This is a genomic window from Streptomyces sp. RPA4-2, assembly GCF_012273515.2.
Taxonomy (GTDB): domain Bacteria; phylum Actinomycetota; class Actinomycetes; order Streptomycetales; family Streptomycetaceae; genus Streptomyces; species Streptomyces kaempferi.
The window spans coordinates 7,343,842-7,357,598 of the sequence record NZ_CP050975.2; the positions used below are offsets into that span (position 1 = coordinate 7,343,842).

The 13,757-nt window shown below is 70.1% G+C and carries 10 protein-coding genes and 1 tRNA gene; 6 read left to right on the top strand and 5 right to left on the bottom strand.

The features are described 5' to 3' along the window. Position 1 precedes the first annotated feature (1 nt). The gene (locus HEP85_RS32065; RefSeq protein WP_168530998.1) at positions 2 to 1,696 is read right to left on the bottom strand and encodes a thiamine pyrophosphate-binding protein; all 1,695 of its coding nucleotides are present in this window, start codon (positions 1,694 to 1,696) and stop codon (positions 2 to 4) included. 145 nt (positions 1,697 to 1,841) lie between these two features. Here HEP85_RS32065 and sucC point away from each other — a divergent pair, with 145 nt between their 5' ends. The 3 genes from sucC (at position 1,842) to HEP85_RS32080 (ending at position 5,733) form a co-directional block, all read left to right on the top strand. After that, complete coding sequence (gene sucC, locus HEP85_RS32070; protein WP_168530999.1) at positions 1,842 to 2,972, top strand: ADP-forming succinate--CoA ligase subunit beta; 1,131 nt, start codon at positions 1,842 to 1,844, stop codon at positions 2,970 to 2,972. An 11-nt stretch (positions 2,973 to 2,983) separates the two neighbouring features. Continuing rightward, entirely contained in the window at positions 2,984 to 3,916 is a 933-nt protein-coding gene (gene sucD, locus HEP85_RS32075) for a succinate--CoA ligase subunit alpha (protein ID WP_168531000.1), read from the top strand. A 263-nt stretch (positions 3,917 to 4,179) separates the two neighbouring features. Next, positions 4,180 to 5,733 (top strand): aldehyde dehydrogenase family protein, encoded by a 1,554-nt coding sequence (locus HEP85_RS32080; RefSeq protein ID WP_168531001.1) that lies wholly within the window; start codon positions 4,180 to 4,182, stop codon positions 5,731 to 5,733. Between the two features lie 64 nt (positions 5,734 to 5,797). Here the strand turns inward: HEP85_RS32080 and HEP85_RS32085 are convergent, their stop codons facing one another. After that, the gene (locus HEP85_RS32085; RefSeq protein WP_248002146.1) at positions 5,798 to 6,733 is read right to left on the bottom strand and encodes an LLM class flavin-dependent oxidoreductase; all 936 of its coding nucleotides are present in this window, start codon (positions 6,731 to 6,733) and stop codon (positions 5,798 to 5,800) included. 126 nt (positions 6,734 to 6,859) lie between these two features. On the opposite strand from HEP85_RS32085, the gene HEP85_RS32090 reads away from it, so the two are divergent. Beyond that, on the top strand, positions 6,860 to 7,291 hold the full coding sequence (locus tag HEP85_RS32090) for a MarR family winged helix-turn-helix transcriptional regulator (RefSeq protein WP_248002147.1): 432 nt from the start codon (positions 6,860 to 6,862) through the stop codon (positions 7,289 to 7,291). A gap of 231 nt (positions 7,292 to 7,522) precedes the next feature. Then, a tRNA-Leu gene (locus HEP85_RS32095) sits at positions 7,523 to 7,610 on the top strand. Positions 7,611 to 7,739: 129 nt separating this feature from the next. Here HEP85_RS32095 and HEP85_RS32100 read toward each other — a convergent pair. From HEP85_RS32100 to HEP85_RS32110, 3 genes are all read right to left on the bottom strand, one after another. After that, entirely contained in the window at positions 7,740 to 9,812 is a 2,073-nt protein-coding gene (locus tag HEP85_RS32100) for a lipopolysaccharide assembly protein LapB (protein WP_168531003.1), read from the bottom strand. Further along, complete coding sequence (locus tag HEP85_RS32105) at positions 9,809 to 11,026, bottom strand: hypothetical protein (RefSeq protein ID WP_369657927.1); 1,218 nt, start codon at positions 11,024 to 11,026, stop codon at positions 9,809 to 9,811. The genes HEP85_RS32100 and HEP85_RS32105 overlap by 4 nt, the downstream gene beginning before the upstream one ends. Positions 11,027 to 12,107: 1,081 nt before the next feature. Continuing rightward, positions 12,108 to 12,611, bottom strand: coding sequence for a helix-turn-helix domain-containing protein (locus HEP85_RS32110; RefSeq protein ID WP_168531006.1), 504 nt, complete (start codon positions 12,609 to 12,611; stop codon positions 12,108 to 12,110). Between the two features lie 82 nt (positions 12,612 to 12,693). Between HEP85_RS32110 and HEP85_RS32115 the strand changes: the two genes are divergently transcribed. Next, positions 12,694 to 13,722 carry a GlxA family transcriptional regulator gene (locus HEP85_RS32115; RefSeq protein ID WP_168531007.1) on the top strand — a complete coding sequence of 343 codons (1,029 nt, stop codon included), beginning with the start codon at positions 12,694 to 12,696 and terminating at the stop codon, positions 13,720 to 13,722. Positions 13,723 to 13,757 lie beyond the last annotated feature (35 nt).

A 13,757-nucleotide genomic window follows, 5' to 3' on the forward strand; every position in this document is an offset into this window, starting at 1 on the left:
CTCACTTGTACATCGTCTGGTTCATGGTTCCGGGGGCGTACGCGTCCGGGTCGACCCAGACGTTGATGAGCGACGGCTTGCCCGACTCGCGGGCGCGTCGCAGCGCCGGGGCGATGTCGGCGGGGTCGCGGACCTCCTCGCCGTAACCCCCGAGCATCTGCGCGAACTTGTCGTAGTGGACGTCGCCGAGGGTGTTGCCGACCCGCTCGCGCTCCAGCCCGTACTTCTGGGCCTGGCCGTAACGGATCTGGTTCATCGAGGAGTTGTTGCCGACGATGCCGACGAACGGCAGGTCGTAACGGACGAGGGTCTCGAAGTCCCAGCCGGTGAGGGAGAACGCGCCGTCGCCGAAGAGGGCCACGACCTCCTTGTCGGGGCGGGCCTTCTTCGCCGCGAGGACGAAGGGGATGCCGACGCCGAGGGTGCCGAGCGGACCCGGGTCCATCCAGTGGCCCGGTGACTTGGGCTGTACGACCTGCCCGGAGAAGGTGACGATGTCGCCGCCGTCCCCGATGTAGATGGAGTCCTCGGTGAGGAAGTCGTTGATCTCGCTCACCAGGCGGTACGGGTGGATGGGCGAGGCGTCCGACCTCAGGCTGGGCAGCCGCTTGTCGAGCGCCGTCTGTTCGGCGGCCCGCAGTTCGTCGAGCCACTCCTTGCGCCTCGACGCGCCCCCGTTGACGCGCCCGGAGGCGGCGTCGGTCACCGACTTCAGGACCAGGCCCGCGTCCCCGACGATCCCCAGGTCGATGTCCCGGTTCTTGCCGACGGTCCGGTAGTCGAGGTCGATCTGTACGACGGTCGCGTCGGGGGAGAGCCGTTTGCCGTAGCCCATACGGAAGTCGAAGGGCGTGCCCACGATCACGATCACGTCGGCGTGGGAGAACGCGTACCGGCGCGAGAGCTGGAAGTGGTGCGGGTCCCCGGGCGGCAGGGTGCCGCGTCCCGCGCCGTTCATGTACGCGGGGATGTTGAGGGTGCGGACGAGGTCGATGGCCGCCTCGGTGCCCCGGGTCGTCCACACCTGGCTGCCCAGCAGGATCGCGGGCTTCTCGGCGTGCACGAGCAGATCGGCGAGCCGCTCGATCGCCTCGGGGTCACCGGCCGAGCGGGTCGAGGCGCGGTACCGGCCGGCGGCGGGGATCCGGGCCTTGTCGACCGGCACCTTGGCGTCCAGGACGTCGCGCGGGATCTCCAGGAAGGAGGGACCGGGTGCGCCGTGGTAGCACTCCCGGAACGCCATCGACACCATGTCGGCGGCGCGCGCCGTGTCCGGGACGGTCGCGGCGAACTTGGTGATCGGCGTCATCATGTCGACGTGCGGCAGGTCCTGGAGCGATCCCATCTTGTGCTGGGTGTGCGCCCCCTGACCGCCGATCAGCAGCATCGGGGACTCGGCGCGGAAGGCGTTCGCGACGCCCGTCACGGCGTCGGTGGTACCCGGCCCGGCCGTGACGACCGCGCATCCGGGTTTGCCGGTGATCCGCGCGTAGCCGTCGGCGGCGTGGGCGGCGACCTGCTCGTGACGCACGTCGACGACCTCTATGCCTTCGTCGACACAGCCGTCGTAGATGTCGATGATGTGGCCGCCGCACAAGGTGTAGACGACCTCCACGCCTTCCGCTCTGAGTGCCTTGGCGACCAGGTGCCCACCTGAGATGAGGGTCGAGTTGGTGTCGCTGCTGCCGTCGGGCATGGCGAAGTCCTGTCCCTTCGTAGGGGGTTGGAACGCTCTCGCGGTACATTGCATACAGTCGACGAATACTGTATGAAGCTTGTTATCCCGCATCCGGTGGGTGGTGTCCAGGGGGCGTGCGGCACTTTTAGGCAGGAGCCGAGGTATGGACCTGTACGAGCACCAGGCAAGGGAACTCTTCGAGGAACACGGCATCTTGGTACCGAGGGCCGAGGTCACCGACTCGCCCAAGGAGGCCCGCGGGATCGCCCGCAGGCTCGGCGGCCGGGCGGTCGTCAAGGCACAGGTGAAGACGGGCGGCCGCGGCAAGGCCGGCGGCGTGAAGCTCGCCGCGGATCCGGCCGCGGCGGAACTGACGGCGCGCCAGATCCTCGGCATGGACATCAAGGGCCACACCGTCCGCGAGGTGATGCTGGCCCAACCCGTCGACATCGAGAGCGAGTTCTACGTCAGCTACGTTCTCGACCGCGCGGCCGGGCGCTTCCTCGCCATCGCCTCGGCCGAGGGCGGCATGGACATCGAGGAGGTGGCCGCGAGCCGGCCCGACGCCGTCGCGCGTATCCCCGTCGACCCCGCCGAAGGCGTCACCTCGGCGAAGGCGGCCGAGATCGCCGAAGCCGCCGGCCTTCCCCCGCGGACCGTCGACGTCCTGGTACGCCTGTGGGGGGTACTGACCCGGGAGGACGCCCTGCTCGTCGAGGTGAACCCCCTCGTGCGCACCGCCCAGGGGCAGATCCTCGCCCTGGACGGCAAGGTCACCCTCGACGACAACGCCCGCTTCCGGCAGGAACGCTGGGGAGAGAAGGACGCCCCGCACGACGACCCCCTGGAGGCGGCCGCCGCGGCCAGGGGCCTGAACTACGTCAAGCTGGACGGCGAGGTCGGCATCATCGGCAACGGCGCGGGCCTGGTCATGTCGACCCTCGACGTGGTCGCCGGCTGCGGCGCCCGCCCTGCGAACTTCCTCGACATCGGCGGCGGCGCCTCCGCCCGGATCATGGCCGACGGCCTGTCCGTGGTCCTCTCCGACCCGGCGGTGAAATCGGTCTTCGTGAACGTCTTCGGCGGCATCACGGCCTGCGACGCCGTCGCCGACGGCATCGTGCAGGCCCTGGAGAGCGTCCGGTTGACCAAGCCGCTCGTGGTCCGCCTCGACGGCAACAACGCCGTACGCGGCCGGGCCATCCTCGACGACCGCGCGCACCCCCTGGTCCAGCAGGCCACCACCATGGACGGCGCCGCGCGCCGCGCCGCCCGACTCGCCACCGCCGACTGAAGGAGTGGGACATGGCCGTCTTCCTCAGCAAGGAGAGCAAGATCCTCGTCCAGGGCATGACCGGCGGCGAGGGCATGAAACACACCCGGCGGATGCTCGCCGCCGGCACGGACGTCGTCGGCGGCGTCAACCCGCGCAAGGCGGGCCGCAGCGTCGACTTCGACGTCCCCCGAAGCCTCGACGGCCGGGGCGGCACTCCGGTCAGCGTGCCGGTCTTCGGTTCGGTGCGCGAGGGGATGGCGGCGACCGGCGCCGACGTCACCGTCGTCTTCGTGCCGCCCGCGTTCGCCAAGGCCGCGGTGCTGGAGGCCGCCGACGCGGGGATCGCACTCGCCGTCGTCATCACCGAGGGCATCCCCGTCCACGACGCCGTCGCCTTCCACGCGCACGCCGCCGCGAAGGGCACCCGTGTCATCGGCCCCAACTGCCCCGGCCTGATCAGCCCCGGCCAGTCGAACGCGGGCATCATCCCCGCCGACATCACCAAGCCCGGACGCATCGGCCTGGTCTCCAAGTCGGGCACACTGACCTACCAACTCATGTACGAGCTGCGCGACATCGGCTTCTCGACGTGTGTGGGCATCGGCGGCGACCCCGTCGTCGGCACCACGCACATCGACTGCCTGGCCGCCTTCCAGGACGACCCGGACACCGACCTCGTCGTCCTCATCGGGGAGATCGGCGGCGACGCGGAGGAGCGGGCCGCCGCGTACATCCGCGACCACGTCACCAAGCCGGTCGTCGGCTACATCGCCGGTTTCACCGCGCCCGAGGGCAAGACGATGGGGCACGCCGGCGCGATCGTCTCCGGCTCGTCCGGCACCGCCCGGGCGAAGAAGACGGCCCTGGAAGCGGCCGGGGTGCCGGTGGGGGGAACCCCGACCGAGACGGCCCGACTGGTGCTGGCCCGGCTGGAGGCGGAGCGTGTCGCCACCGGCGGGTGAGGTGAGACGTCACTCATAGTTGATGTGCGGTGACTGTCACAAGCGGACCCGCCTCAGTACCTTCCTCGTACGGAACCTTCCTCGTGCGGACGCGGCCACCCTCCCGCGTACGCACCCCGTCCACCCTCCTCCGTACGGACCCGACCACCGTCGTCCTCCGTACGGACGCGACCACCCCTCGTGCGAGCCGATGGACCATGCAGGTCCGGCACGAGCCAGGCACCTCCCGCCCCCGACTGTGCACCGAGAGCGGAGACATCCGAATGGCATCCACCCCCAACACCTCCCTGGTCCTGAAGTCCGGGACGTCCTGGGCCGACGCCTGGCAGCGCTGCCTCGCCGTCGCGCCCGAGGCGTTCCAGGAGGACCGGGTCCTCAACCTCTGGGGCACCTCCTGGCGGGCCGACGGCCGGGCACTGCCCGCCACCAGCCCGGTCGACGGAAGCCCCGTAGCGGGTCCGCCCCGCCTGGACGGCGCCACCGCCCAGCAGGCCGTACGCGCCTCACTCGACCGGCACCGGGCCTGGCGCCACGTCCCCCTGCCCGAACGCCGAGCCCGCGTCGCCGCCACCCTCGACGCGCTCACCGAGCACCGTGAACTGCTCGCCCTTCTCCTGGTCTGGGAGATCGGCAAGCCCTGGCGGCTCGCGCAGGCGGACGTGGACCGGGCGATCGACGGCGTCCGCTGGTACGTCGACGGCATCGAACCCATGGTCGAGGGCCGGAGCCCGCTGGACGGCCCGGTGTCCAACATCGCCAGCTGGAACTACCCGATGAGCGTCCTCGTCCACGCCATGCTGGTCCAGGCCCTGGCAGGCAACGCGGTCATCGCCAAGGCCCCCACGGACGGCGGCGTCGCCTGCCTCACCCTGGCCTGCGCGCTCGCCGCACGCGAGGGGATCCCCGTCACCCTCGTCAGCGGCAGCGGCGGCGAACTGTCCGAGGCGCTCGTGCGCGCACCCGAGATCGGCTGCGTCTCCTTCGTCGGCGGCCGCGACACCGGCGCCGCCGTGGCCACCGCCGTCGCCGACCTCGGCAAGCGACACATCCTCGAACAGGAAGGCCTCAACACCTGGGGCGTCTGGAACTACACGGACTGGGACGCGCTGACGGCCGTCGTCCCGAAACTCTTCGACTACGGCAAGCAGCGCTGCACCGCCTACCCGCGCTTCGTCGTCCAGCGCACCCTGTTCGACGAGTTCCTCGCCGCGTACCTGCCGGCCGTCCGCACCCTGCGGATCGGCCACCCACTAGCGGTCGAGAACCCCGACGACCCCTTTCCCGCCCTGGACTTCGGACCCGTCATCAACGCGGCCAAGGCGAAGGAGCTGGACGACCAGGTCGCCGAGGCCATCAGCCGCGGCGCCGTTCCCCTGCACCGCGGCAAGCTGTCCGACACACGGTTCCTGCCCGGCCAGGACACCTCGGCGTACGTCCAGCCCGTCACGCTGCTCAACCCGCCGCCGTCCTCACCACTGCACCACGCGGAGCCCTTCGGCCCCGTCGACACCATCGTCCTGGTCGACACCGAGGCGGAACTGCTCGCCGCGATGAACGCGTCGAACGGAGCGCTGGTGGCGACCCTTTCCACGGACGACGAGGCGACGTACACCCGCCTCGCGCCGCAGATCCGCGCGTTCAAACTCGGCCGCGGCAAGCCCCGTTCGCGCGGCGACCGCGACGAGCTGTTCGGCGGACTCGGCGCCTCCTGGCGCGGGGCCTTCGTGGGCGGCGAACTGCTCGTCCGCGCCGTCACGCAGGGTCCGGCGGAGGAACGGCTGCCGGGCAACTTCCCCGAGTACCAGCTCGTTCCGTGACATACGGGCAGCGGCTGTCCCGGTGACGGCGGAGTGGGCGGGTTCGTGTCCGGCGGTCGCCCGGTCAGGGGCGCCGCCCACTCTCCGGTACCACTGCCGGCACCCGTGTCACGATCTCGTCCACCAGCCACCGCGCGACCCCCTGCGGGTAGGGCTGGGGCAGGCTGAGCACGACGTGGTTGGTGCCCACGCCGATGAGGCCGGTGACCGCGGCCCGGGTGGCGGCGGGGTCGTCGTAGGAGACGACGACCTGCACAGACCGGGTGATCTCACGCGGGTCGCGCCCGATCTCCGCGCAGTGGGCGTCCAGGACCCGGCCGCGCTCGGCGACGAACTCCACGCCGTTGTGCGGCGGTCCGGGGACGTTCCAGATGTCGGCCCGCTCGGCGACCAGCCGCAGCAGCCGCGTCCCCCAGCCTCCGATCAGGAGCGGGGGCCCCGGCCGCTGCACGGGCTTGGGCTCGTTGTACGTACCCCGGAGCCGGTAGTGGCGTCCCTCGAAGTCGAAGACGTCCTCGGTCCACATGCGCTTCAGGATCTCGACGGTCTCCGCGAGCCGGGCGACGCCCTCACCGGGCGGGACGAGTGTCAGCCCGTACGCCGCGTACTCCGCGACCGCCGGATTCTCGCCGGCGATCCCGCCCGCGCCGGGAGGCTGCCGGGTGCCGCCGACGCCGATGCCCATCACGAGCCGCCCGCCGGAGATCACGTCCACGGTCGAGGCGATCTTCCCGAGGACGGCGGGCGGGCGGACACGGTTGCTGGTGACGAGCAGTCCGAGCCGCAGCCGCTCGGTCTGGGCGGCGAGAGCGCTGAGCAGCGTCCAGCTCTCGTGCATCTGGCCGCTCCTGGGCCCGCGCAACGGAAGCAGATGGTCCCAGAGCCAGGCGTCCTCGATCTCGGGGAGGGCGTCGGCCTCCCGCCAGACTCGGCGGATGTCCTCGTAGGAGACGTGCATGGGGGTGGTCTTGATGCCGAAGCGCACGCGCTGTTCGCTCATGTCGATCAGCCTAGCCAATCATCAGGAGGACTGACAATCAGTACTGGGTACAGTGCGGGCATGACCGGCGAGCAGCTCCCTGGATCCCCTGCGCCCCTTGTCCCTCCCACGCCTCCTGCGGCCCCCGTGCCCCTTGAGGCCAGGCTCGGCTATCTCCTCAAGCACGCACAGCAACGGCTGACGCGGGCATCCGCCGAGGCGCTGGCACCCTTCGGGGTGGACGGGCACGAGCTGGCGGTACTGGCGGTGCTGGCCGCCGAGTACCCGCTGTCGCAGGTCGAGGTCGCGGGACGGCTCGGCGTCGACCGCACCACGATGGTGGCGCTCGTCGACGGACTGGAGGACCATGGGCTCGTCGAGCGCCGCCGCAGCCCCCAGGACCGTCGCAAGAACATCGTGGAGCTGACCGCGGCGGGCCACGACTGCCTGCGACAGGCCGAACTGGCTCGGCGGGAGACGGAACGGCGCTTCCTCGCTCCGCTGGGCGAGGAGGCGGGGGCCGCGCTCGTGCGGGCGCTGCGGGTTCTGGTGGTGGGGGTGCGCGAGGGGGAGGAGTGACGGTGTGAGGGGGATCGCCGGACGGGTGCGTCCCGCTCGCCCGAGTTGAGCGGCCGCGTGAACTTTTGGCGACCGATCCGTCACTCAAGGTGGCTGACGCGATCCACCCGCGTCCGGCCCCGCGCAGCCGCTCCCAGGGCCTGGATATGCAGGTGAAAGGCACCCTGAAACCTTGGTATTGTTGTGCGTGTCGCCGCGGGGAACACCTCCCGGCCAGGCGGCAGACACCTGGTCCGGGTGGCGGAATGGCAGACGCGCTAGCTTGAGGTGCTAGTGCCCTTTATCGGGCGTGGGGGTTCAAGTCCCCCCTCGGACACCAGCAGTACCAGAGATCAGTTGGGACCCCACTTCGCGTGGGGTCTTCCGCGTTCCGGGGTCCGGACAGGAGCCCTGATCGCGACAGGGCGACGAGGCGGACGCTCCCACGAGGGCACGGCGGGCGGCGGTCTCACCGGGCGCTGGACGCGGTGCAGAGCCGGCGTTGTTCCTGGAGTTCGGTGGTGTCGGCGTCCGGCAGCGTGAGTGCCTGGTCGAAGTCCTTGAGGGCCAGGTCGGGGCGGTCGGCGGCCAGGTGGGCGATGCCGCGGTTGAGCAGGATGTCGGGGTCGTCCCCGACGGCTTCGAGTGCGGCGGTCAGGTCCGCGACGGCCATCTCCGGGCGCGACTGTTGGAAGTGCACCACGGCCCGGTTGATCAGCGCGGCCGGGTAGCGTGGGTCCTTTGCGAGCGCTCCGTCGAAAGCGGCCAGGGCGCGGTCGAGTTGATCGCGTTGCAGGAGGACCGTGCCGCTCAGGCAAAGGAGTTGGAGTTCTCCGGGGTGAAGCCTCAGTCCGGTGGCCGTGTCGGTCTCGGCCGCGTCGAGATCGCCGGTTTCCAGCAGCAGTTCCGCTCGGGCGATCCGGGTGTCGAGGTCGCGCGGTTCCATCTCGAGTACGAGGGTGAAGTCCCCGAGGGCCCCTCGGTGGTCGCCGACCTGCGCGCGGGCGGTGCCGCGGTTGTAGTACAGCTCGGGGAACGGAGGCGCGAGCCGCACCGCGCGGTCGTAGTCGGCCAGGGCGGCGTCGAAGTCGCCGCGGTCCCGCGAGATCCTGGCCCGCTCCGAGAGGTAGTCGGTGTAGTACGGGTCGATGTCGACGAGTCGGGTGTAGTCGGCGTGCGCCTCGTCCGGCCTGCCGAGCGCCACCAGCAGTCGGGCCCGGTTGTAGAGCAGTTGGGAGCGGTGCAGGGCCCACTGGTCGTCGTCGAGCCGCTCGTCGAGCCGGGTGATGCATGACTCCACGAGCGCCAGGGCGTGATGCAGGTTGCCGCGGTGCATCTCGACGAGTGCCAGGCCGTTGTCGTGGAAGACGCTGTACGTCAGTCGTTCGGCCGGGTCCGGGAGGATTCCCGCGATGGCGACGGCGTTGTGCTGCCACTGGACGGCCAGTTCGTGGTCGCGGGGCTTCAGGAAACGGGTGTGCAGCATCGCGATGGCGTAGCTGGTCATCATGTGGATCTTGGGATCGGTGAAGCGGCGCAGCAGGCTCTGGTACAGCTCCATGGACTGTTCCAGGCGTCCGACCGGGATGCAGGCCGCAGCCGCTTCGCGGGTGAACTCCCAGTAGTCGTGTTCGTGCGAGCGCGGGTCGGTCAGGCCGCGGCCACGCAGGCCGAGGTCGACCACGGCGGCGGAGAAGCCGGTGGCCACGGCGTGGCGCTGGGCCGCGAGCAGGGCGGCCCGTCCCGCCCCGGCGGGGTCGCTGCCGTGTTCGCGGTGGTGCGCGATGGCGCCCACGCGGATGCCCCATGTGGCCGTCCGTTCAAGGGAGTCGGCACGCCGGTCGTGGAGGCGGGCGCGGGTCCGCGGGTCGGTGCGCTGGTATCCGTCGAGGGCGCGGGGGTCGTCGTCGGTGCAGTCGCCTTCGACATGGACGGCGGCCCAGTCGCCGGGGCTCCGGTCTTCCACCGGCTGCTCGGGGGTGCGCGGGACGGGCAGGACGGTCACGTCGGCCAGAGCGTCCTGGAGCTCTTCGGAGAGCGTGCCGCGGGTCGCCGAGACCACCACGCGCAGCCGGCGTGGGTCCGCACGGCGCAGAAGCAGGGCGATCAGTTCCTGTGTGGTGGCCTCGGCGGCGTGCGCCTCTTCGAAGGCGATCTCGAAGGCGGTGTCGCTGTGGATGCGCCGGGCGTATTCGAGCAGGAAGCCGACGATGCCCTGGCTCATGCAACGGACCCACCCGGCGCCGAAGAAGCGGGTGCGTTCCTCGTAGGGGGCGTCGTCGGCCAGGGTGCGCGGTGGCGGTCCGATGAGGTGGGCCAGCTCGGGCATCCCGTACAGCAGTGCCACGCGATGGTCCTCGACCAGGTCCGGCCAGCGCCGGTAGGCCTCGGGCAGAACGGCTCGTAGCACCGTGTCCACGCCGGTGTAGGGACCGCGCAGCCGCTGGTGGCAGCGGACCACGAGGGCCTTGCCGGTGTGGGCTGCGATGGCGCGCAGGCGGTCTTCGCGCCTGTCTCCGACGATCCGCAGATGGCCCGTCATGCGAGTTCTACCTCCGGTGAAGAGGACGTGAGGGAGTGGGCTGACTTCTGGTTCCGGCGTTTTCTCCGGGACAGCACGACGAGTGCGACGATCTGGGCCACGTTCATGCACAGGGAGAGCACAGCGTCCCAAAAGGACGCGTCCACGCCGCCGGAGCCGAGGGCGCGCCCGGCAATGCTGACGTAGTTGACCGTCACGGGGACGCTGACGAAGACGGTGATCGCGGCGAACGCGCCATATCCCAGGACGATGAAAGGACCGTAGAACGCGCCGACTCGGCGATCACGGGGCGTCCATTTCTCCTCGTCCACGATACGGTCCGGGCGATTCATGAAACGCCACACACGATTCTTCATCAGGGTCATGCCCGCGTCGTGAAGGTCGTAGCAGTTCCAAGCGGTGGCCGCCACATAATAGAGATCGGTTCGCAAGTAGAGCTGGAGCTGCCACAGCATGCGAACCGCGACGGTGAATGCCAGTCCGAGACAGAGTCGCCCGGCCAACGAGAACGAACCGCCCGGATTCCGCGTCAGATCGGCGACGAGCCCGAGCACCGCGAAAACGACGCCGTCGCAGACCATTCCGGCGAAGAACGGGAGATAGCGCTTCGCCCGGGGAACGCTGAGCAGTCCGTTGATCTGGGTTTCGGCGACGATGTACGTCAGACGGTTGCTCACACTCAAGCGCGTGGGCAGACCGAGACGCCGGCCGGCAAGAATGTGGAAGCCCTCGTGCAGCAGCAGAAGCGGCACCTGGCCGAGGGTGATGACCAGCTGGACCACGAGGAGGGAGTGGGTGAAGAAGATCTGCCCGGGATGCGGTGCCAGGTCCGGCCGCGCGATCACGGCCCACGTCCAGCCGCCGACCACGGCGCCGTACACCACCCACGCCGGCGCAGAGAAGGCGGCTCGGCCCAGGCCGCGCAGACGTACCTGCGGGGCGGGGCCGGCCGGCCGCGCCCGGTCCTCCTCGTCGATGAAGCCGAGCTCGCGCAGAGTGGTCACGAAATCCTGGAGATCGGCGTCCTCTCCGAAAGTGGTCTCGTACCAGTCGGCGGCGGCGCCGAGTGTCATTCCCCGCATGAGCTGCCGCAGCAACTCCGCGCCGTCGGCCGGGAAAACCGCGTAGGAACCGGTGTCCAGGCGGCCGACCACCACCTCGTCGCCTTCGGGAACGAAACTCAGTTCGTGGAAAACGAGGCCGTCACCGGCCACAGGCCCTCCTCCAGCGGAATTCCGGATAAAAGACCCGGGTGCGCCGACAGGCGGCGCACCCGAGCGTGGTAATGCGAAGCGATCAGGCCTGGACGGAGTACGGGCACTGACAGGCGGCCGACGTCAGGCGCACGTCGCCGGTGCGGCGCACCGCAATCTTCTTGGAGCCGGCCTTCTTACGCATGGCGACAGTCGACTTCATGACGGTCCTTTCTCGACGGTTGGCGCACCGACCGGCGGTCGGCGGCAATCAAAGATCTTCCAGCCGGACCGCATGAGCAAGGTTCGATCGCGCCAATCAGATCACCCGGGACGTGCGTCTCGAGGGCAGGGTGCGCGGGAAAGCGTTTTCGCTCTCCGTGTCGCCGCCGATGCCGCTGTTCACCGCTGATTCCGTCGCACGTACCCCATCGACATCGTTGCCAGGCGACAACAGAAGCCTGTTTTCCCACCTGGGACCACGTGAAGTCCGTGTACGGAATCGGAAATCCGTCGGCGGCACCACAGAAAACGGAGCGCGTTCCGCCGGATTCCGCTTTTTTCGCACCCTGTTTTCCTCGGCCTAAGGGAGGGCAATGAAATCGCCAAAGGGGCCCCCGGCCATCTCCTGTGCGTCGCCCCCCCGGCCTCCTGTACCTGAAGGAGGACGACCACTTCCGGATATCGGACACGTCGACCGGACGACAGGGGGGTGTCGTCGGCCGCCCCGCCCTCTCCTCCGCTTCGGCTGTGGACGTTCGCGCCGGCACCACCGCTCGGCTCGGGCCTCACCGGACCCGCGCCACGTACGGGCATGTCCCCGTCAGTCGACCGCTTTCGGGATCTTGCCGTCGTGGGACGACGCGCAGGCGGAACCGGACTTGTGGCAACCCCCGCGACCTGTTTCCGTCCGGGAGTGGGCGGGACGGGCTCACCGAGGGGGCCGGAGATCCCGGGACACCCAGCCCACACACTCGAGCGGCCGGGTGCGACCGGCCGTCGGCCTCGTCCTCGGTCGCTCCCGGCGCCATGAGCGCCGGAGCGGTCGACGGCGGATCCCGGTCGAACCGCCGTGGCCGATACGGGTCGCCGGAACCGGCCGTCAGGAAAGTCGTTGTGACGGTTCCGGTCGAGGTCCAGGGGTGTGCCGGGCGCCCTGGGACCCCGAACGGGTCTCCTCCTCCAGTACGGTCACCAGTCCGCCCCCCTCAAGGGGCTCGCCGCACTGGGCGCAGACGACCCGCGTCTGCACATCGGCACCGCACGTGTGTAGGAACCGTGGCGCGGGCGGCGGGTCCTGCAGGTGCCGAAGGCCCCATTCCCGGAGCCCGATCAGCACCGGCTCCAGTGCCTGCCCCGCGGCCGTCAGGTGGTACTCGAAGCGGGGAGGGCGGTCCTGGTACTGGCGCCGCTCCAGGATCCCCGCGGCCTCCAGGGATCTCAGCCGCTTGGTGAGAACGTCCCGCGGCGCTCCGGTGTTGGCGCGGATGTCGGCGTAGCGCCGGATTCCCATGAACACCTCGCGCAACACCAGGAGCGACCAGCGCTCTCCTACGAGATCGAGGGTCCCGGCTATGGGGCAGGCGCGTGGCTGGGTGTCGGACATGCCGCGATCCTAGTTGGTTTGTTTTGCGAACTCACTGCGCATAGCATCGACCATAACCCCATGTCAGGTCCGGAGGCATTCGATGAACCACAAGCGTGCCGGAACCGACTCGCTCCTCGTGACGATCTTCGTCTTTCCCGGCGTCCGGCTGCTGGATGTGACCGGTCCGATCGAGGTGTTCACCTCGGCGAACGACTTCGGCGCGCAGTACCGGTTGAACATGGTCTCGGTCGACGGGAACGAGGTGACGACGTCGGCGGGAACCCGTCTCGGCGTCGACATGGCCGTGGCGGACGCGCAGGGGGTCAGTGACGTCCTGGTGGTTCCCGGCGGCCCGGCCTGGGATCGGATGATCAAGGACGACGCGCTGCTGGACATCGTGCGGGGACTCGACGCGAACTCGCGCTGCACGGCTTCCGTCTGTACCGGCGCCTTCCTGCTGGCCGCCGCCGGTCTTCTGGACGGCCGCAGCGCGGCCACCCACTGGCGCCACTCGCGGCAGTTGGCCCTGCGCTTCCCCGCCGTCGAGGTCAAGCCGGACGCGATCTTCGTGCGGGACGGCAAGGTGATGACCTCGGCCGGAGTCACCGCGGGCATCGACCTGTCGTTGGCTCTCGTGGAGGAGCACTACGGGGCCGAAGTGGCCCGCGCGGTGGCCAAGGACCTGGTGGTCTTCATGCAAAGGCCCGGCGGACAGTCCCAGTTCAGTGTGCGTGCCCGCGCCGCGCACACCCGCCAGGACATGCTCCGCCGGGTGCTGGACGCCGTGGCGGAGGACCCCGCCGCCAACCACACGCTGTCCGCCATGGCGCGCCGTGCAGGCGTCAGCTCCCGTCATGTGGCCCGGCTCTTCTGTGAAGAGCTGGGCATGACACCGGCCCGCTACGTGGAGCAGGTCCGGCTGGAGGCGGCGCAGGTGATGCTGGAGTGCGGTGACGATCCCATGGCGGTGATCGCCCGTCGTACGGGGTTCGGTTCGCCCGAGTCGCTGCGCAGGGCGTTCGTACGGAATCTCAAGGTGACTCCGGGTGTGTTCCGGGCCCGGTTCCACACCACCGGAGTGGCCGATGCGGATGCGGGTGCGCCCGCGGGACCGAGGGCCGACGGCTGAGCCGGCGTCCGCGACGGTATACGGCCGGCACCGTG